The 20050-nt window shown below is 34.1% G+C and carries 16 protein-coding genes; 7 read left to right on the forward strand and 9 right to left on the reverse strand.

From position 1 onward, the window contains the following. Nucleotides 1-159: 159 nt before the first annotated feature. Entirely contained in the window at nt 160-1068 is a 909-nt protein-coding gene (locus K6T82_RS19765; protein ID WP_223709827.1) for a helix-turn-helix domain-containing protein, read from the forward strand. Between the two features lie 92 nt (nt 1069-1160). After that, nucleotides 1161-2000, forward strand: a complete 840-nt coding sequence (locus K6T82_RS19770) for an oxidoreductase (RefSeq protein WP_223709829.1) — start codon at nt 1161-1163, stop codon at nt 1998-2000. A gap of 356 nt (nt 2001-2356) precedes the next feature. Here K6T82_RS19770 and K6T82_RS19775 read toward each other — a convergent pair whose 3' ends face one another. The 9 genes from K6T82_RS19775 to miaB all read right to left on the reverse strand — a co-directional run bounded on the left by K6T82_RS19775 (nt 2357) and on the right by miaB (nt 11924). Continuing rightward, on the reverse strand, nt 2357-3559 hold the full coding sequence (locus K6T82_RS19775; RefSeq protein ID WP_223709831.1) for an alkaline phosphatase family protein: 1203 nt from the start codon (nt 3557-3559) through the stop codon (nt 2357-2359). A 221-nt stretch (nt 3560-3780) separates the two neighbouring features. Further along, complete coding sequence (groL, locus tag K6T82_RS19780) at nt 3781-5412, reverse strand: chaperonin GroEL (protein ID WP_223709833.1); 1632 nt, start codon at nt 5410-5412, stop codon at nt 3781-3783. An 84-nt stretch (nt 5413-5496) separates the two neighbouring features. Further along, nucleotides 5497-5775, reverse strand: a complete 279-nt coding sequence (locus K6T82_RS19785) for a co-chaperone GroES (protein ID WP_144215271.1) — start codon at nt 5773-5775, stop codon at nt 5497-5499. Between the two features lie 142 nt (nt 5776-5917). Beyond that, nucleotides 5918-6259 carry a preprotein translocase subunit SecG gene (secG, locus tag K6T82_RS19790; RefSeq protein ID WP_223709836.1) on the reverse strand — a complete coding sequence of 114 codons (342 nt, stop codon included), beginning with the start codon at nt 6257-6259 and terminating at the stop codon, nt 5918-5920. Nucleotides 6260-6262: 3 nt separating this feature from the next. Then, entirely contained in the window at nt 6263-7900 is a 1638-nt protein-coding gene (locus K6T82_RS19795; protein WP_223709838.1) for a tetratricopeptide repeat protein, read from the reverse strand. Nucleotides 7901-7985: 85 nt separating this feature from the next. Then, nucleotides 7986-8501, reverse strand: coding sequence for an LptE family protein (locus tag K6T82_RS19800; RefSeq protein ID WP_223709840.1), 516 nt, complete (start codon nt 8499-8501; stop codon nt 7986-7988). A gap of 97 nt (nt 8502-8598) precedes the next feature. After that, entirely contained in the window at nt 8599-9858 is a 1260-nt protein-coding gene (locus K6T82_RS19805) for a sigma-54 interaction domain-containing protein (protein WP_223709842.1), read from the reverse strand. A gap of 184 nt (nt 9859-10042) precedes the next feature. After that, the gene (locus K6T82_RS19810) at nt 10043-10432 is read right to left on the reverse strand and encodes a GxxExxY protein (RefSeq protein ID WP_144215267.1); all 390 of its coding nucleotides are present in this window, start codon (nt 10430-10432) and stop codon (nt 10043-10045) included. A 46-nt stretch (nt 10433-10478) separates the two neighbouring features. Further along, on the reverse strand, nt 10479-11924 hold the full coding sequence (gene miaB, locus K6T82_RS19815) for a tRNA (N6-isopentenyl adenosine(37)-C2)-methylthiotransferase MiaB (RefSeq protein ID WP_223709844.1): 1446 nt from the start codon (nt 11922-11924) through the stop codon (nt 10479-10481). Between the two features lie 466 nt (nt 11925-12390). Between miaB and topA the strand changes: the two genes are divergently transcribed. The 5 genes from topA (at nt 12391) to porM (ending at nt 20025) form a co-directional block, all read left to right on the forward strand. Next, nucleotides 12391-14907 (forward strand): type I DNA topoisomerase, encoded by a 2517-nt coding sequence (gene topA / locus K6T82_RS19820; RefSeq protein ID WP_223709846.1) that lies wholly within the window; start codon nt 12391-12393, stop codon nt 14905-14907. A 5-nt stretch (nt 14908-14912) separates the two neighbouring features. Then, a complete protein-coding gene (locus K6T82_RS19825) occupies nt 14913-16064 on the forward strand; it encodes a formimidoylglutamase (protein WP_223709848.1) in 1152 nt (383 codons plus the stop codon). Between the two features lie 262 nt (nt 16065-16326). Beyond that, a complete protein-coding gene (gene porK, locus K6T82_RS19830) occupies nt 16327-17733 on the forward strand; it encodes a T9SS ring complex lipoprotein PorK/GldK (RefSeq protein ID WP_184157653.1) in 1407 nt (468 codons plus the stop codon). A 56-nt stretch (nt 17734-17789) separates the two neighbouring features. After that, nucleotides 17790-18437, forward strand: a complete 648-nt coding sequence (gene porL / locus K6T82_RS19835) for a type IX secretion system motor protein PorL/GldL (RefSeq protein WP_223709850.1) — start codon at nt 17790-17792, stop codon at nt 18435-18437. 52 nt (nt 18438-18489) lie between these two features. Next, complete coding sequence (gene porM / locus K6T82_RS19840; RefSeq protein WP_223709852.1) at nt 18490-20025, forward strand: type IX secretion system motor protein PorM/GldM; 1536 nt, start codon at nt 18490-18492, stop codon at nt 20023-20025. The last annotated feature ends 25 nt before the right edge of the window (nt 20026-20050 follow it).

The following is a 20050-nucleotide window of genomic DNA, read 5'->3' on the forward strand; positions in this document are numbered from 1 at the left end:
GTATCATTAAGTTTTGTCAGGCTGAGCGGAGTCGAAGCCCACGTCCAATTGGAGCGCCCTTCGACTCCGCTCAGGGTGACAAGTACATTGTCTAATTGTCTAATTGACACATTCTCAAATTATCTAATTAAAATAATTTGATTTTTGTAACTTTACAAAATGAAGCTAACAGAAACATTAGAAGATTTTTACACCGTTAAAATCAATGGAATGCCCGAGAATCTTAAAAAAGAAATCGGACATTTTAATGTTTTTAAACTGGATGAATACATTGGAAGTACTTGTAGTCCATTGCCTTATACTAGAAAAGATTTTTATAAGATAAGTTTAATCATTGGTAAAAACAAGGTGCATTATGCTGATAAAGTCGTAACGATTGAAGATCAGGCTTTGTTCTTTGCAAATCCGCAAATTCCGTATAGTTGGGAACATATTGATGAAAATCAAACGGGGTTTTTCTGCATTTTTACAGACGCATTTTTTAGTCAGTTTGGGAATTTAAAAGAATATCCTTTATTTCAGCCAGGCGGAAATCCGGTAGTTCCTGTTTCTGAGGAATTGGCAGAATCTCTAAAAACAATTTATTTAAAAATGTTGGAAGAAATCAATTCTGATTATGCTTTTAAATATGATGTACTTCGAAATTTGGTTTTTGAAATCATTCACTTAGCATTAAAAACACAAACTGTAACTGCTTCATTATACAGTAAATCGAATGCTACGATTCGAGTTTCTTCTTTGTTTTTAGAATTGTTGGAAAGACAATTTCCTGTAGAATCCATTTCGCAACAAATTAATTTTCGTTCTCCATCAGAATATGCTAGTCAATTGAATGTACATGTGAATCATTTAAATAAAGCTTTAAAAGAAACAACTGGAAAGACAACTTCTCAAATTATATCAGAAAGAATCATCCAAGAATCCATGATTTTGCTGAAACAAACCAATTGGAATATTAATGAAATTGCTTGGTGTTTAGGTTTCGAAGAATTGTCTCATTTCATTAATTTCTTCAAGAAAAATGTTCAAGTTTCTCCCAAAAACTATCGATTAGCAGAAATTGATTGATTTTTGTAACTTCTTGCTTGATTGCTTTAATTTTTAAGAAGCACTTCGCCAATACCTTTGTCCTGTAATTATAAACGTAAAAATTTAAAGTCATGGGAAATAACAAAGTTTGGTTTATCACAGGTGCGTCAAAAGGACTTGGATTAGAATTGGCTAAAAAATTATTGGCAGAAGGTTTTAAAGTTGCTGCAACGTCAAGAAACGAAGCTTCTTTAATTCAAGAATTAGGAAATGCATCAGATCATTTTCTTCCTCTTGAAATGGATTTGGTTAGTGAAAAAAGTGTAAAAACAGCCATTGATAAAACTATAAATCATTTTAAAACAATTGATGTTTTAGTAAACAATGCTGGCTACGGATTGTTGGGAGCATTAGAAGAATTAACAGATGCAGAATCGAGAAAAAACTTCGAGGTAAATGTTTTCGGATTATTAAATGTAATCAGACATACAATGCCAATTCTTCGTGCCAATCAATCAGGACATATTTTTAATATTTCTTCTGTTGGAGGATATTTTGGAGAATTTCCAGGTTGGGGAATCTACTGCTCAACTAAATTTGCTGTTGCAGGTTTAACAGAATCCTTAGCAGCAGAAATTAAGCCTTTTGGTCTTCATGCTACCATTGTTTATCCAGGTTATTTTAGAACCGATTTCTTAAAAGATAGTTCTCTTTTATTACCAGAAAATCCAATTGCAGAATACAAGGAAGTAAGACAATCTCAAAGCGCGCATAAAGAAGATATCAACGAAAATCAACCAGGAGATCCAGTAAAATTAGCTGAAGCTTTAATTAAAGTAAGTCAAGATCAAAATCCACCGTTGCATTTGTTTTTGGGTGAAGATGCCTTCAATATGGCAAATCAAAAAATTGCAAGTGTTCAAAGTGAATTAGGGAAATGGAAAGAGGTTTCTGTTGGGACTAATTTTTAATTAGAGAATGTGTCAATTTGGAAATGTGGCAATTTGATAATTAGATAATTAGAAAATGATTTCATAGATCGTATATCTGTATAGGCGCATTACAGTGCGTCTAATGTTTTGCAAATTTAAACCCGACAGGTTTTCAAAACCTGTCGGGTTTAGTTCTTGTGATTTGTTTCATTAAATTGCCTCCAAATTTATCTGGAGGAATAAGATGTATGATGAAAAAGTGCTTTAGCCAAACGTTATAGTTCGGCTAAAGCCCTTTTTTTTAGATTTCTAACAGAAACCTCCAGCTGAAGCAGGAGGCAATTGATTTTTTTTTAATGAAGAGAAATTGTCTAATTATCTAATTGACACATTTTCTAATTAGCCAACATTGCATCAACATCACTCAATTTCCCATCAATTTTTCCAATTTTTAAACCTAAAATTTCAGCGATTAAAGGATAAACAGAAACATTCGGGAATGTTTTTACTCTTTTATTTACTTTAAAAGCAGGGCCTTTTGCATAAAAAATAGCGTGCATGTCTTTCTCGTTATTATCATAACCATGAGTTCCACCTTTTATATGTGTGCTTTCTTTAGTTACTAAACTCCAGCCTTTTTCGGCTTCGATAACAAAATCATGCGCACGCGGATTTGAACCGTAGTGTAGTCTTTTTGGAACCTCAGAAGATTTCCAAAACTTAATATGTTTTACTTTCTTTAAGGCATTCGCGATAGAATCTTGATAACCAGGTTTTGCCTGTATACTCATTATTGGGTTGATTACATCTTTGTAGCCGAGCCATTCTGGTTTTAAATAATCTAAAACGGCCACTTTTTTATCATTACTGATATTCGCCATTCCGTGATCAGAAACAATGATTAAATTGATTTGTTTCCCAATTGGCAATTGATCTAATCTCCTTGAAATTTCTCCCATTATGGAATCCATTTTGATTACGGCTTTTTTAGTTTCTGGTGAAAGTGGTCCAAAATTATGTCCAGAATGATCTGGTTCATCAAAATATAAAGTAACAAGATGAGGTCTTTGTTTCTCAGGAAGTTGTAACCATTTCATAACCGTATCGATTCTTGCTCCATAAGGAACTTTACCATCATAATTTTTGAAATAACTCGGATTTCTTTTGTCAATATCAGAACCTGGCCAAAAGAAAGAAGCTGTTTTTACGCCTTGTTGTTCTGCTAAATTCCAAATCGGATTTCCACCATAAAATCTTGAATCATTTTTCGCATTGCTTGACAATGAAAAAGATTGGTTTAAAGAAGCGTCATAAAAAACATTATTAATAATTCCATGATGATCTGGATAAAGTCCTGTGACAATCGTATAATGATTAGGGAAAGTTTTACTTGGATAAGAAGGTTTCATTGATTTGGCATGAACACCTTCTTTTTCAATTTGTTTCAGATTTGGAAGATTATATTGCTTTCCGTAATCCCAGCGAAAACCATCCATAGAAACTAAAACAACATAATTGTCTTTATTGTTTTGGGCTTGTAAAAAAGTTGTAAGAAGTAAGAATGTAAAAGATAAAAGGTGAGTAGTGAATTTTCTCATTTTGCAATTTTAAATAGAACTGCAAAGGTATTAATATCACATTTTTTAAAAAGAAAGAGAATGTTAAATAAAAGAAAGTCGCCACGAATTACACGAATTTCCACAAATTTTATTTCACAATACTTAAAAAATAATTAGTGAAAATTCGTGTAATTCGTGGCAAACAAAAAAAAAGCGCCAGATAAAAATCTGACGCTTTTAAGTTTTAAGAAGAGAATGAATTACATCATTCCTGGCATTCCGCCACCCATTGGCATTCCGCCTCCAGCGTTTTCTTCTTTAATATCAATCAATGCACATTCTGTAGTTAAGATCATTCCAGAAACAGATGCAGCATTTTCAAGAGCTACACGAGTTACTTTTTTAGGATCGATAATTCCAGCAGTAAGCATATCTACGTATTCGTCAGTTTTTGCATTGTATCCAAAATCACCTGAACCTTCAGAAACTTTAGCTACAACAACAGAACCTTCAAGACCAGCGTTTTCAACGATAGTTCTCAATGGAGATTCAACAGCGCGAGAAACGATTTGGATTCCTGTTGCTTCGTCAGAGTTGTCCGCTTTTAAGTCAGTTAAAGCAATTTTAGCTCTCAATAAAGCAACACCACCACCAGCAACGATTCCTTCTTCAACAGCAGCACGAGTTGCGTGTAAAGCGTCATCAACTCTGTCTTTTTTCTCTTTCATTTCAACTTCAGAAGCTGCACCAACATAAAGAACTGCAACACCTCCAGCTAATTTAGCCAAACGCTCTTGTAATTTTTCTTTATCGTAATCAGATGTAGTAGTTTCCATCTGACCTTTAATTTGGTTCACACGATTTTTGATGATATCTGCTTCACCAGCACCGCTTACGATAGTTGTATTGTCTTTGTCGATAGAAACTCTTTTTGCGTTTCCTAACATTTCGATAGTTGTATTTTCTAAAGTATAACCTCTTTCTTCAGAAATTACAGTTCCACCAGTTAAGATTGCGATATCTTCTAACATTGCTTTTCTTCTGTCTCCAAAACCTGGGGCTTTTACAGCCGCAATTTTAAGAGCACCTCTTAATTTGTTAACAACCAAAGTAGAAAGAGCTTCACCGTCAACATCTTCAGCGATAATCAATAATGGTTTTCCTGATTGTGCAACTGGCTCTAAAACTGGAAGTAATTCTTTTAAAGAAGAAACTTTTTTGTCATATAATAAGATGTATGGAGAGTCTAATTCAACTTCCATTTTCTCTGGATTTGTTACGAAGTAAGGAGAAAGATATCCTCTGTCAAACTGCATTCCTTCAACAACGTCAACGAAAGTGTCAGTTCCTTTAGCTTCTTCAACAGTGATAACACCTTCTTTTCCAACTTTAGCGAAAGCTGTAGCGATTAATTCACCAATAACTTCGTCATTGTTAGCAGAAATAGAAGCAATTTGTTTGATTTTGTCAGAATCGCTTCCAACAACTTTAGCTTGTTTTGCAAGGTCAGCTACGATAGTTTCAACAGCTTTGTCGATACCACGTTTCAAGTCCATTGGATTTGCACCTGCAGCAACGTTTTTCAAACCTTCTTTTACGATAGCTTGCGCTAAAACTGTAGCCGTTGTTGTACCGTCTCCAGCTAAATCATTGGTTTTAGAAGCAACTTCTTTCACCATTTGCGCACCCATATTTTCTAATGCGTCTTTTAATTCGATTTCTTTTGCAACAGAAACACCATCTTTAGTAACAGTTGGTCCACCAAATGATTTTCCGATAATTACGTTACGACCTTTTGGTCCAAGAGTTACTTTTACAGCATTTGCTAATGCATCAACACCACGTTTTAAACCGTCACGTGCTTCAATATCAAATTTTATATCTTTTGCCATTTTAATTTTTGTTTAAAGTTTGATTTGTTTCAAGTTAATGAAGTTCTTAATTCTGAATACTTCGAACTTAATACAATATATTTTTTAGATGATTGCAAGAATATCGTCTTCACGCATAATCAAATAATCAACTCCTTCTGATTTTATTACTTCTGTTCTTGCAAATTGACCATAAAGTACAGTGTCTCCTACTTTGACAGTCATTGTATGATCTTTAGATCCGTTTCCTACTGCAACTACAGTTCCTTTTTGTGGTTTTTCTTTGGCAGTATCAGGAATAAAAATACCTGATGCAGTTTTAGTCTCAGCTGCAGCAGGCTCAATAAGTACGCGGTCTGAAAGCGGTTTAATGTTTAAAGCCATGATTTTATATTATTATAAGTTATACGTTTTTTTCTGTTCTATAAACTTTCAGAAACTATGCCATGCTAGAAAAACTGACATTATTTCTTAAAAAAAATGCCAGCTTTGACAGGCTGGCATTAGATTTTATATTAAGCTAAAATTATTTAGTAGCTGGTGCTGCTGGAGCAGGAGTAGTTCCTTGTGCTGGAGCAGTTGGTACATTTGCAGGAGCTTCAGTTTTATCAATGATTTTAGATTCAGTATCACTTAAAGATCCAGAGAAACTTAAGCTAGAAAGTAAAATTAATACAATTAAAATGGTAGCTAAAGTCCATGTACTTTTGTCTAAGAAGTCAGTTGTTTTTTGTACTCCACCTAACATTTGCGTTCCGCTGATAGTAGAAGATAATCCACCTCCTTTAGGGTTTTGTACCATGATAACTACGATCAATAGAAAACAAACTATTGTGATTAAAACTAAAAAAATTGAAAATGTGCTCATTACTTAATTATTGTTATTGTTATTTTGTTGTAAAATCTTTATATCCGATATGCGGTCTGCAAAGAAAGTAATTTTTTCTGGATATTTCAAAATTAATATTTCATAAGCCTGAATTGCTTTTGTATATTTCTTTTGTTCCAGATAAACCCTAGCCAAAGTCTCTGTCATCAGATAGGAATTGTCCTCAGAATTGCTTTCAATTTGAACAACCGGTGCGCTGGTTCCTGGTTTTATTGGAGAGATTTTTGGGTTGTTTTCGATAAACTTATCTATAATCTCAGCCTTTTTTTGTCTTTCTTCAATAATTAATTGTTCTTCTTTTTGTGTTTCTGCAACTGTCTTTTCGCTTTCTTTTTCTTCAGAAATTTCATTTGAACGGTCAATAGGTTCCGTTCTGGATAATTGCAACCACTCTTGGAAAGAATGTTTTTCGTTGATTGTAAAATCTAAAGGTACTCCAATCTCTAAATGTTCTGTTGCTGTTTTTACAGTTTCATTAGGTTCTTCGATTACTTTTTCAATCTCTGGAAGAACTTGTTCTGTTGCATCATTTATAATTTCTTCCTGAATTTCTTCTTTCGGTTGTTCAGGAATTCTATTTTCGGTTTCCTTAATGGAGGGAACAATTGGTCGTTCAACGGGATTCATTTTAAATTCCGGAATAATCATTTCTTCAATGACACTGTCATCCTCGTCTTCTTCAACTGAATTTAAAGTGGATTGCTCAACGATTTCGATTTTTGGTTCTTCAACAATTTTTGGTTCCTCAGCAAGCGAAGCTTCAGCTTCTTTTATTGAGTTTAAAATAGAACGTTCAATTGCAGCATCAATTTTTGGCTGTTCAGGTGTTACAGGTTCCTCTGGTTTAGAAGGTGTTTCAGAAACTTTGATAGAACTTAAAATAGAATTTTCAATGCGATCAATTTTAGGTTCTTCTGTTTTTATTGGCTCTATAAAAGCGCTTGTTTCTATTTCTTTTGTAACTTCAGAAATAGGTTCTTCAGTTGGGTCTGTTTTCTTTTGTTCTTCAGAGATCGGTTTTTCATATGTTACCGATTGTGCTTCTTTGATTGCTGCAAAAATAGATTCGTCAATTACTGGAAGCGTTTTTGGTTCTTCAATTTGAACTGGTTTTTCAAAAGTTATAGCCTGAGCTTCTTTAATAGCAGTAAAAATTGCAGGATCTATTTCTGGAGTATTTTTAGGTTTTTCAGTACTAGTCGGTTCTTCTGTAATGTTTTTTTCAGTTACTATATTGGTAGTAGGAATAGTCTGTTCGTCAGCTTCTGTTTTTACTTCGATAGCTTTTCTGATTTGTTCTGGCGAAATTATTTCACTTTCAAAAACAGTAATCTCAAGAAGATCTCTCAGTTTTTGTTCGTAGAAATCGTTTTGTATAGATGTAAATTCATCAGAAGTAATAAAATCAAATAAAACAGAACGATCTGATGTATGTGCCGCTGTAACTTTTAACGCATAATTATACTTAAAACTGTTTTGATTGTAAAGTCCTTTTAATCGTAATGCACGTGCACTCTGAAAATATGGAAATTCATTCAAAACACTTCCTAATGCGTCCGCCTGCTTTTCTGTAATAGCATCGGGTTTATTCATTAAGTAGGTATAATCAGTAACATTCATTATTCTCTGTTTAATCTGTTTAAATTATTTAATTGTTTCATCGATTAAACGTTTTTACGATTAAACGATTCGACAGAATGGCAAATTACCATTTAGCCAATGATTCATTAAATATATCCTGAGTAATTCTTTCAAAGATAGTTTTTATAGCATCATTTAAGGTAGATCCTGTAGGAAGCTGTTGTCCAGGAAAGTCATAATAGAATTCGAAAGTTCTCTCAAAATCATCTGCTTCTTTTTTCTTATTCGTAAAACGTACATTAACACGAATAGACAAACGGTTTTGTGCAGCACCTACGTCACCATTTGTTACCGCTGTTGCTGACATTGGAGTAGTTCTGTAATCTACAATTTCTCCTTCATAAACCAAATCACCTGCATTGCTAACTAAGTTTAAGTTGGTTTGATTCATAATCAACTCTTGTAGGGCCAATGTAAAAGTTCTATCGATTCCAGGTTCGATCAAATCAGCATTATTTTGGAAGAAATTAACCTGAAATGTTTTGGCGTCTATTGGTTTCGCTCCTGTAAAATTGTAGACAGAACAACCACTTAACATAAAAAGGCTTAAAAAGGCGAAAAGAGAATATATTTTTTTCATAATGTGTATTAGTCAAATTCCAATATTTTGAAATTCCAAATTCCAAATTTCGCCAAATATACTAATTTGGGATTTGGAATTTAAAAATTGAGATTTATTATAGGTCGAATTGCTTGATTTTACGATAAAGAGTTCTTTCAGAAATACCCAATTCGTCTGCAGCAGCTTTACGTTTGCCTTTGTTTTTTTCTAATGATTTTTTGATCATTTCGATTTCTTTTTGTTCCAAGCGTAAAATTTCTTCTTCTTCGATCGTTTCAGCAAACAAATAATTATCATCTGGAATTTGGTAGCTTTCTTCGCGAACGGCTGGCGTTGTCATAACAGCTGTTCTTGGTTCTTCTTCAAAATCAATTTCGCTGTCGTTCTGTTGATTTCCGTATATCTTTTGAATTAAATTCGGATTAATATCCTGCACTTTTGAAGTACCGTTTTTCATTAATTCTAAAGTCAGTTTTTTCAAATCATTCAGGTCGCTTCTCATATCAAAAAGTACCTTATATAATATGTCTCTTTCTGTACTGAAATCGCTTTCTTTTTTACTGTCGCTAATAACAGAAGGTAAATTGCTTCCTTCGGCTGGCAAATAAGATTGTAAAGTTGCTAGGCTAATGTCGCGATTCGTTTCTAAAACAGAAATCTGCTCCGCCACATTTCGAAGCTGACGAATGTTTCCGCTCCATCTGAATTTTTGTAAAAGTTGAACGGCATCGTCATCCAGTCTTAAAGGTGGCATTTTGTATTTATGTGCAAAATCGGCCACAAACTTTCTGAACAATAAATGGATATCGTCGTTTCTTTCTCTTAAAGGAGGTAATGTAATTTCTACCGTGCTTAAACGATAATACAAATCTTCACGGAATTTGCCTTTTTCGATAGCATTGAATAAATTCACGTTGGTTGCCGCAACGATTCTCACATTTGTTTTTTGAACCTGAGACGAACCTACTTTTATAAATTCACCGTTTTCTAAAACACGAAGTAATCTTACTTGAGTTGTTAATGGCAATTCACCAACTTCGTCTAGGAAAATTGTTCCGCCGTCAGCCACTTCAAAGTAACCTTCACGTGTACTTGTTGCGCCTGTAAAAGCGCCTTTTTCGTGTCCGAAAAGTTCACTGTCAATTGTTCCTTCCGGAATTGCACCGCAGTTTACTGCAATATATTTACCATGCTTTCTATGCGAAAGCGAATGTATAATTCTAGGAATGTTTTCTTTACCAACACCACTTTCCCCAGTTACCATTACTGAAATATCAGTTGGAGCAACCTGAATGGCTTTTTCGATAGCACGATTTAATTTCGGATCATTACCAATAATCTCAAATCGTTGTTTTATTGCTTGAACTGTTTCCATATTAGATTTTGTTTCAAGTTTTTATTTGTTTCAGGTTTTGCCTAAAACTTTGGCTTGTATTTTTGTTTGCCACGAATTTCTCGAATTTCACTAATTTTTGAAATCGTGTCAATGTATAACTCTTTTATGTTGTAATGTCTTTATTAAATTAACCACAAATTACGCAAATTACCACAAATTCGTTTTATGAATTTATTAATCGTTTGTGTGTTAATGATTTGTTTTGAAAGTTTGCGATTATTCCAACAGGTGTATCGGCCAATTTCATATAATTTAATACTTGTGCAAGATGATCATTGCATACTTCCTTTACTGATTTTACTTCTAATATTATGTCATCATATACTACGAAATCGGCATAAAATTTATGAGGCAAAATAACTCCTTTATACTCAATTGCAAATTCCTTCTCTCGTTGATAAGGAATTCCATGATTTTTAAATTCAACCTCTAATGCGTCTTTATATACAATTTCAAGTAAACCAGGCCCTAATAATCTATGTACTTCCATACATATTCCTACTATTTGGTAGTTTTCCTCTTTTTTATAATAATATTCGGTTGTATTAGTCATGAAAAATTAATTTGTGAAAATTTGCGTAATTTGCGGTTAACAAAAATTAATTCATGCTGCTCAAACCAACAGCTTCACCTTTCAAAGTTCCACTTGTACAGCTTGTGATTTTTACGTTTACGAAGTCTCCAATTTTGTAATTTTCTTTTGGGAAAACAACTGTTATACTTTGAGAGTTTCTTCCTGAGAATTCATCTTTAGATTTCTTAGAAACTTTTTCAACTAAAACTTCAACTGTTTTTCCAACAAATTCTTCACTTCTAAACCAAGCGTGTTTTTGCTGTAAATCGACAATTTCTTGTAATCTTCTCGCTTTAGTTTCTTCTTCAACATCATCTTTCATTTTTCTTCCTGCAAGAGTTCCAGGACGTTCAGAATACGAATACATATAACCGAAATTATATTTTACATATTCCATTAAACTCATTGTATCTTGATGATCTTCTTCAGTTTCTGTTGGGAAACCGGTAATCATATCTTGCGAAATCGAAGCATCTGGAACAATTGCTCTAATTTTATCAATCAAAGCCATATATTCTTCACGAGAATGAAGACGGTTCATTTCTTTCAAAATTCTATTGCTTCCAGACTGAACTGGCAAGTGAATGTGCTTACAGATATTTGGATATTTCGCAATAACATGCAAAATGCTTTCGTGCATATCCTGCGGATTAGATGTCGAAAATCGAATACGCATTTTAGGAAAACCAGCCGCAACCATTTCAAGCAATTGATCAAAATCTACTGCAGTTGCTTTTTGCATTTCAGAAGCGTTTACAAAGTCTTTTTTCAAACCACCTCCGTACCAAAGGTAACTGTCAACATTTTGTCCAAGAAGTGTGATTTCTTTAAAACCTTTGCTCCACAAATCTTGAATTTCTGCCATAATACTTTGTGGTTCACGACTACGCTCGCGTCCGCGTGTAAAAGGCACAACGCAGAAAGTGCACATATTATCACATCCACGAGTAATCGAAACCAAAGCTGTAATCCCATTACTCATCAAACGAACTGGTGAAATATCTCCGTAAGTTTCTTCTTTAGATAAAATTACATTGATAGCATCACGACCTTCTTCAACTTCTGCTAATAAATTCGGAAGATCTTTATAAGCATCAGGACCAACAACAAGATCAACGATTTTTTCTTCTTCCAAAAACTGACTTTTCAAACGTTCCGCCATACAGCCCAAAACGCCGACTTTCATTTTCGGATTCGTACGTTTTACGGCATTATATTTTTCCAAACGTTTACGAATCGTTTGTTCTGCCTTGTCACGAATTGAACAAGTGTTAACCAAAACCAAATCGGCTTCTTCTAAAACTGAAGTGGTGTTATATCCGCCGTCAGACAAAATGGAAGCCACGACTTCACTGTCCGAAAAATTCATCGCACAGCCGTAACTTTCTATAAATAGTTTTTTAGTATTCTCAGGTTTATTTTCTAAAACAAGACTTTCGCCCTGTTTACTTTCTTCAATAATCTTTTCCATTATAAAAATTCAAAGTGCAAAGATAGGTTAATTGGACTTAATATGACAAGATGTCAGATAAAGAATTAACAATGTTTTGAGAAATATTGAGGTATAGCATTTTACAACTCATTTTTTACTTTTTACGTTGTTCAGGAGCTATTTCCAGCTTTCCACTTCTTGTCCTCGTAAAAAGAGCAAAGTTTCTAATGTTTTAAAAAGAGCTTCCGTTGGTCGCTTTTTTAAAACAAGAAACTTTTGCTTTTTTTATTCCGGGTAATCCATTTCAATCTGGGCTATGAAAAGAGGATTCAAAAAGCACATTTCTCGGTCAGAAATCATTATAAGTTATACCTATATATATTATCGAGATTATTACAGATAAATCTGCAATTTTAAGTTTCATAATATCAAAATACTTCAAAAATGCATTCGTAAGGTTAATATTTAAAAAAAATAGATACTTTTGTTGCAGAAAAATAGAGCAATGGCAAAGAATTTAGTAATAGTAGAGTCACCTGCAAAGGCGAAAACGATCGAGAAATTCCTCGGTAGTGATTTTCAGGTGGAGTCGAGTTATGGACACATAGCCGACCTACCATCAAAGGAAATAGGAGTAGATGTAGAAAATGGTTTTAAACCAAAATATGAAGTTTCTCCGGATAAAAAAGCCTTGGTAACGAAACTAAAATCACTTTCTAAGAATGCCGAAACGGTTTGGTTAGCGAGCGATGAGGACCGCGAGGGAGAGGCTATTTCATGGCACTTGGCGGAAGAATTAAAACTGGATAGAAAAAAAACCAAACGTATTGTTTTTCATGAGATTACAAAATCTGCGATTCTTAAAGCAATTGATAATCCAAGAGAAATTGATTATAATTTAGTAAACGCACAACAGGCACGTCGTGTTTTAGATCGTTTAGTAGGTTACGAACTGTCTCCAGTTTTATGGAGAAAAATTAAAGGCGGACTTTCAGCAGGTCGTGTGCAGTCGGTTTCTGTACGTCTGATTGTAGAAAGAGAACGCGAAATTCAAAATTTTAATGCAGTCGCAACATATTCAATCGTTGCGGAATTTGTAAACGAAGCAGGAAAAGCTTTCAAAGCAAAACTGCCAAAAAACTTCAATACTAAAAAAGAAGCCGAAGATTTCTTAAATCAAAATATCGGTTCTAAATATAAGGTAGCCGATTTAGAAACTAAACCTACCAAAAAATCACCAACAGCACCTTTTACAACTTCTACGTTACAACAGGAAGCAGCAAGAAAATTATACTTGCCAGTTGGAATTACCATGCAGCTAGCACAGCGTTTGTACGAGGCCGGACTTATTACATATATGAGAACGGATTCGGTGAATCTTTCTAAAGAAGCAATGGATGCGGCTGAAGCGGAAATTATTAAATCTTACGGAAAAGAGTTCTCTAAACCGAGAGTTTTTGCTAATAAAAATAAAGGAGCACAAGAAGCACACGAAGCAATTCGTCCTACTGATATGTCGCGCCATACTGTAAATATTGATCGTGACCAAGCTCGTTTGTATGATTTGATCTGGAAAAGAACTTTAGCTTCGCAAATGAGTGATGCGCAGTTGGAAAGAACAAACGTAAAAATCGAAGCAGATAATCATAGCGAACTTTTTGCAGCTTCTGGAGAGGTTTTACTTTTTGAAGGTTTCTTAAAAGTGTACCTAGAAGGTCATGACGATGACGAAGAAGAGCAAGAAGGGATGCTTCCGGCTTTAAAAGTAAACGAAAAACTAGCTAATAATTATATTACAGCTACAGAAAGATATTCTAGACCGCCAGCACGTTACACCGAAGCTTCTTTGGTTAAGAAGTTAGAGGAGCTTGGTATTGGTCGTCCTTCTACTTATGCCCCAACGATTTCAACTATTATCAACAGAAATTATGTTGAAAAAGGTACTCTTGAAGGCGTAGAACGTAATTATGTACAGCTTACTTTGCAAAACAGTAAAGTTGGCGAAAAAGTTCTTAAAGAAAATACAGGTTCAGATAAAGGAAAATTAGTTCCAACAGATATCGGAACTATTGTTACGGACTTCTTAGTGAAGAATTTCGAAAATATTCTGGATTATAATTTCACTGCAAAAGTAGAGCAGGATTTCGACGAAATTGCCGAAGGAAACATTGACTGGGCAAAGATGATGCAGGATTTCTATAATCATTTTCATCCAAATGTAAAAGAAGTAGAAGCAAATGCAGAACGTGAAAGTGGAGAAAGAATTCTAGGAAAAGATGCTGACGGAAGACAGGTTTCTGTTCGTTTAGGGAAATTTGGGCCAATGGCGCAGATTGGAGAAGCGGATGATGAAGATAAAAAGTTTGCTAGTTTAATGGCAGACCAAAACATTGGAAACATTACACTTGAAGAAGCTTTGAACTTGTTCTTGCTTCCAAAAAGTTTAGGTGAATATAAAGGAGAAGAAGTAGAAGTAAATAATGGTCGTTACGGTCCTTACGTGCGTCACGGAAGCGTTTTTATTTCATTGCCAAGAGGAGAAGATCCGCTTAATGTTTCTAAAGAAAGAGCTCAGGAGCTAATTGACGAAAAAGCACTTGCTGATGCGCCAATTGCGGTTTATAAAGGAGAGGCTGTTCAAAAAGGAGTGGGGCGTTTTGGACCATTCATCAAATGGAACGGACTTTTTGTAAATGTGAACAAAAAATACAATTTTGACAATCTCTCTCAGTCTGATGTTGAGGAGCTTATTGAAGAAAAACTTCAGAAGAATATTGATAAGGTACTTCATAATTGGGAAGAAGAAGGAATTGTAGTAGAAAAAGCGCGTTGGGGACGTTCTGTAATCTTAAAAGGGAAAATCAAAATTGAATTAAGTAAAGATGTTGATGCTACACAATTGACATTGGCTCAAGTTCAGGAAATGATTGCTGCAAAAACACCTGCAAAGAAAACTGCTGCTAAAAAAACAACAACGGCTAAAAAAGCTCCAGCTAAAAAAACAGCTGCTAAAAAGAAATAAGATAAATGGAATTTGATTTTCTAGAACCAGTTAATGATGCAATTGTAAAATTCGTCGGCGGACTGTCTTCACAAGAGCTTGGTAGTAAAATTGTTTTTCATACACAAGAACAATTTCCAGATATTGAAAAAATCAATATCGCGATAATTGGTGTTTTAGAAGACCGTACCAACATCAATATGATTAATGAAGTTAATCTTACTGCTGTTCGTAAAAAACTGTATAGTATGTTTCCTGGTAACTGGGATGCTTCAATTGCAGACTTGGGAGATATACTGGCTGGAGATTCAGTAGAGGATACTTATTTTGCTTTAAAGAAGGTTACGGCATCATTAATTAAAAGTAAAATCATTCCTATAGTCCTGGGAGGTTCCCAGGATTTGACCTATGCTTTATACCGTGCTTACGATGATTTAGAGCAAATGGTCAATATGGTTTCTGTAGATAATAAATTTGATTTTGGAAAGGAAAACGAATCTGTTTCGGCTAATTCTTACCTGACAAAAATTATTATCGATGAGCCTAATAATCTATTCAATTACTGTAACATAGGTTATCAGACTTATTATAATTCTCAAGAAGAAATTGATTTGATCGAAAAATTATTTTTTGATGCTTATCGATTAGGAGAAATCTCAAACAAAATTACTTTAGCTGAGCCTGTTTTTAGAGATGCTGATTTGGTTAGTATCGATTTGAATTCAGTAAAATCTTCAGCATCAGGAAATACGGTGACTTTTGAACCAAATGGATTTAATGGAAAAGAGATTTGTGCATTAGCGAGATACGCTGGAATTAGTGATAAAGTTTCTTCTTTTGGAGTTTTTAATCACAATAGTACGATGGCAGAATCTGTTATAATTGCTCAGATTGTATGGTATTTTATTGAAGGCTATCATTATCGTTCAAAAGAGTATCCATTCGGAAGTCGTGCAAATTATCTGAAGTATATTGTGCCACTTGAAGACGAAGAATTGGTTTTTTATAAAAGTGATAAAACAGATCGTTGGTGGATAGAAATTCCATTTGAATCAAACGGTAGCAATAAATTGAAAAGAAATACGTTATTACCCTGTTCTTACGATGAATATTTGTCGGCTTGCAATCAAGAATTGCCAGAAAGATGGTGGAAAGCGCAACGTAAAAATGCGCTATAATTCAAAAAGTTAAGGTTAATCTTAATTTTTTCAAAAATAAGAAAAATAGTTAAATTGAATTAGTAAGAAAATAATTACAAATGATAAAAATTAACGTTTTACATCGATTTTTTGACACAGTTTATCGATAAAATATTTTTTTTTTATTTTATTTAACATTATTTTTGAACGGTAAAATAAATTTCGCAAGTAGTATTGTTTTTTAGATAAATAATAAATACGTTTACGGACTTTTAATAATGAATAGATAATCCAAATTTATATGAAGAAGTTTATTGCATTTGCAGCAATGTTAACACTGGTAATTGGCTGTGGTAAGTCAGGTGACAAAGGTGAATTAGTTGGTGTTACAGGAGGGAAATGGCATCCTGAAAAACCTTATGGAATGACTTTGGTTCCGGGTGGATCTTTTATTATGGGTAAATCAGATGCGGATTTAGCTAATGTGGAAGATGCTCCAACTAAAACTGTAACTGTTCGTTCATTTTATATGGATGAAACTGAAATTACAAATAGTGAGTATCGTCAATTCGTAGAATGGGTAAAAGATTCTACAATGAGAGTTCGTTTAGCAATTTTAGCTGATGAAACTGGTCAAAAAAGTACTGGTGACAAAGGTAAAAAAGGCGGAAGTATTGCTGATTACGCTTTTAACGATTCTGATCCAGAAAAAATGACAGCTTATGATAAATACATGTACGATAACTATTATAGTGTTGGTACAAAAGATGATCCATATGCTGGAAGAAAATTAAATAAAAAAGTAAAATTAATTAAAGATACTAAAGCATATCCAGACGAATATTACACTGAGGTAATGGATTCTATGTATTTGCCAATTGAAGAATCATACAATGGTTTAAGAACAATTGATGTGAATAAATTGAAATTCCGTTATTCTTGGATGGACATTCAGGCTGCTGCAAAAGCTAAAGTTGGAAAAAGAAGTGATTTCGTAAAAACAGAACAGGTAAATGTTTATCCTGATACTGCAGTTTGGATTAAAGATTTCGCTTATTCATATAATGAACCAATGCATAATGATTATTTCTGGCACAAAGCTTACGGAGAATATCCTGTAGTTGGTGTGACTTGGAAACAAGCTAAAGCATTCTGTGCTTGGAGAACATTAAACAAAAACAGTTATATTAAATCTAAGAAAAAAGGTCGTGACCTAGTAAACGCTTTCAGATTACCAACTGAAGCAGAATGGGAATATGCGGCTAGAGGTGGTCTGGAATCTGCAACTTACCCTTGGGGAGGTCCTTATACTAAAAGTGATAGAGGTTGTTTCTTAGCAAACTTTAAACCAAGTAGAGGAGATTACGCTGCTGACGAAGCTTTATATACTGTTGAAGCAAAATCATACGAAGTAAATGGTTACGGATTGTACAATATGGCAGGAAACGTTTCAGAGTGGACAGATTCAGCTTACAACCCAAATGCTTACGAATATGTTTCAACGATGAATCCAAACGTAATTGATGGTAAAAACCAAAGAAAAGTTGTTCGTGGAGGTTCTTGGAAAGATGTTGCTTATTTCCTACAGGTAAGTACTCGTGACCACGAATATGCAGATTCAGCTAGAAGTTATATCGGATTCAGAACTGTACAAGATTACATGGGTACTCAGGTAACTGGTAACGGTAATGGTAGCAAAAGAAAGTAATTTATAATTTTATCAATATCCAACAAATCTATTTTAAAACCTAAAAAAAAAGTATTATGGCATTATTAAGTAAAAAAGCAATGAATTTCGCTTATGGTATGGGAGCGGCAGTGGTAATCGTTGGAGCTTTATTCAAAATTACTCACTTTGAAATTGGACCATTAACAGGTACAGTTATGCTTTCAGTAGGATTGGTGACTGAGGCGTTAATTTTTGCGCTTTCTGCTTTCGAACCAGTTGAAGACGAATTAGATTGGACGTTAGTTTATCCAGAATTAGCTAATGGACAAGCGAGAGAGAAAAAGGCTAAAGTTGAAGCCCCAACTGAAGCTCAAGGATTACTTTCTCAAAAATTGGATTCATTATTAAAAGAAGCTAAAATTGACGGTGAATTAATGTCAAGTTTAGGAAACAGCATCAAAAACTTCGAATCTGCTGCTAAAGGAATTGCTCCTACAGTTGATTCAATCGCAGGACAAAAGAAATATTCTGAAGAATTATCTTTAGCTGCTGCTCAAATGGAATCATTAAACAGTTTATATAAAGTACAGTTAGAAAGCGCTTCTAGAAACGCTGAGGCTAACAAAGAAATCGCTGAAAACGCTTCTAAATTAAAAGAGCAAATGCAATCTATGACTGCAAACATTGCTTCTTTAAACAGTGTTTACGGTGGTATGCTTTCTGCAATGAGTAACAAAGGATAATTAGTTTTTAACTAAATATTAAATTTATTAATAAAGAACTAATTAGAAAAAAATGGCAGGAGGAAAATTAACCCCTAGACAGAAGATGATCAACCTGATGTATCTGGTTTTCATCGCAATGTTAGCAATGAACGTATCGAAAGAAGTAATTTCGGCTTTCGGTTTGATGAATGAAAAATTTGAAGGTGCAAACACTTCTTCACTTAAAACAAATGAAGAATTATTAAAAACATTAGATTTAAAAGCATCTGAATCTAAAGGAGAGTTTACTGAGGCTGCAGGTATTGCACATAAAGTACAAACGATTTCAAAGGATTTTTATGCTTACATCGGAACTTTAAAAGCACAATCTGTTAATGGTTTTGAAATTGATGAAGAAACTGGAAAATTACCTTACGAGTCTATGGACAGAGGTGATAACATCGATGACTGGTTTACAGGTGATGGTTACACTGCAAAAGGTAACGAAATTATCAGCAAAATAGAAAAGTATAAAGCAGACATGAAAGCTGCTTTGGGACCTAAATATGCTGATATTTCTACAGAGGTTTCTAAGAGATTTGATGTTTCAGATGTAAAAAACAAAGAAGGTATAAAAGAAAAATACTTAGCTTATCATTTTAAAGGATTTCCTGCAATTGCATCTGCTGCTAAACTTTCTGCTTGGCAAAATGATGTAAATAAAATTGAAGCGGATGTTTACAACCGTGCTTTAGGAAAAGCAGCTGTTGATGAATCTTCATACAGCAAATTTGAAGCTATCGTAGTTTTAGATAAAAATGCTTATTTCCAAGGAGAAAAAGTTACTGGTAAAGTAGTTTTAGGTAAATATGATCCAAATGCTCAATTTAGCGGATTTGAAGGTCCTGGTAAATTGGTAAATGGTCAGGCTGTATTGGAAATGACTGCTGGAGGAGTAGGAGAGCAAAAAATTGGAGGTTCGTTTAACTTTATGGAAAACGGTAAGCCAATTAAATTACCTTTCAATGGTACTTACGTTGTAGTTCCAAGACCAAATTCTGCTACAATTTCTGCTGATAAAATGAATGTTGTATATAGAGGTGTTGTTAACCCAATCTCTGTTTCATTCGCTGGTGTTGCTGATAATAAAGTTGTGGCAAGTGCTCCAGGATTATCTTCAGCTGGAAAACCAGGAAAATATAACATGAACCCAGGTTCTGGTACTGAGGCTACAATTTCTGTTACAGGTACATTACCAAATGGAGATAAAGTTTCAGATAAGAAAACATTCAGAATTAAAGGTATTCCTGGTCCAACAGGAACAATCAGAGGAGAAATGGGAGTTGTTAAAGGTCCTAAATCTAACTTAGAGATTGCTACTATTGGAGCTAAATTGCTTGATTTCGATTTCGAAGTTGGTTTAGATGTTGTTGGATTCAATATGAAAATTGCTGGACAGCCTACAGTTGTTGTTACAGGTAATAAAATGAATGCACAATGTAAACAAGTACTTTCAAGAGCAGGTAAAGGAGACCAAGTTACTATTTCTGAAATTAAAACTAAACTTGTTGGAGCTGGTAGTTATTTATTGCCAAGAACTGCTCCTGTAATTTACGAAATACAATAATAAAGTAGTGAAAACTACATTCAAT

This window comes from Flavobacterium potami, assembly GCF_020026915.1.
GTDB classification, from domain to species: Bacteria; Bacteroidota; Bacteroidia; order Flavobacteriales; family Flavobacteriaceae; genus Flavobacterium; species Flavobacterium potami.

What these genes read in the sequence shown, in the direction of transcription:
- K6T82_RS19765 (WP_223709827.1), top strand. Translation starts at nt 160, where the DNA reads ATGAAGCTAACAGAAACATTAGAAGATTTTTACACCGTTAAAATCAAT.
- K6T82_RS19770 (WP_223709829.1), top strand. Translation starts at nt 1,161, where the DNA reads ATGGGAAATAACAAAGTTTGGTTTATCACAGGTGCGTCAAAAGGACTT.
- K6T82_RS19775 (WP_223709831.1), bottom strand. Translation starts at nt 3,559, where the DNA reads ATGAGAAAATTCACTACTCACCTTTTATCTTTTACATTCTTACTTCTT.
- groL (WP_223709833.1), bottom strand. Translation starts at nt 5,412, where the DNA reads ATGGCAAAAGATATAAAATTTGATATTGAAGCACGTGACGGTTTAAAA.
- K6T82_RS19785 (WP_144215271.1), bottom strand. Translation starts at nt 5,775, where the DNA reads ATGGCTTTAAACATTAAACCGCTTTCAGACCGCGTACTTATTGAGCCT.
- secG (WP_223709836.1), bottom strand. Translation starts at nt 6,259, where the DNA reads ATGAGCACATTTTCAATTTTTTTAGTTTTAATCACAATAGTTTGTTTT.
- K6T82_RS19795 (WP_223709838.1), bottom strand. Translation starts at nt 7,900, where the DNA reads ATGAATGTTACTGATTATACCTACTTAATGAATAAACCCGATGCTATT.
- K6T82_RS19800 (WP_223709840.1), bottom strand. Translation starts at nt 8,501, where the DNA reads ATGAAAAAAATATATTCTCTTTTCGCCTTTTTAAGCCTTTTTATGTTA.
- K6T82_RS19805 (WP_223709842.1), bottom strand. Translation starts at nt 9,858, where the DNA reads ATGGAAACAGTTCAAGCAATAAAACAACGATTTGAGATTATTGGTAAT.
- K6T82_RS19810 (WP_144215267.1), bottom strand. Translation starts at nt 10,432, where the DNA reads ATGACTAATACAACCGAATATTATTATAAAAAAGAGGAAAACTACCAA.
- miaB (WP_223709844.1), bottom strand. Translation starts at nt 11,924, where the DNA reads ATGGAAAAGATTATTGAAGAAAGTAAACAGGGCGAAAGTCTTGTTTTA.
- topA (WP_223709846.1), top strand. Translation starts at nt 12,391, where the DNA reads ATGGCAAAGAATTTAGTAATAGTAGAGTCACCTGCAAAGGCGAAAACG.
- K6T82_RS19825 (WP_223709848.1), top strand. Translation starts at nt 14,913, where the DNA reads ATGGAATTTGATTTTCTAGAACCAGTTAATGATGCAATTGTAAAATTC.
- porK (WP_184157653.1), top strand. Translation starts at nt 16,327, where the DNA reads ATGAAGAAGTTTATTGCATTTGCAGCAATGTTAACACTGGTAATTGGC.
- porL (WP_223709850.1), top strand. Translation starts at nt 17,790, where the DNA reads ATGGCATTATTAAGTAAAAAAGCAATGAATTTCGCTTATGGTATGGGA.
- porM (WP_223709852.1), top strand. Translation starts at nt 18,490, where the DNA reads ATGGCAGGAGGAAAATTAACCCCTAGACAGAAGATGATCAACCTGATG.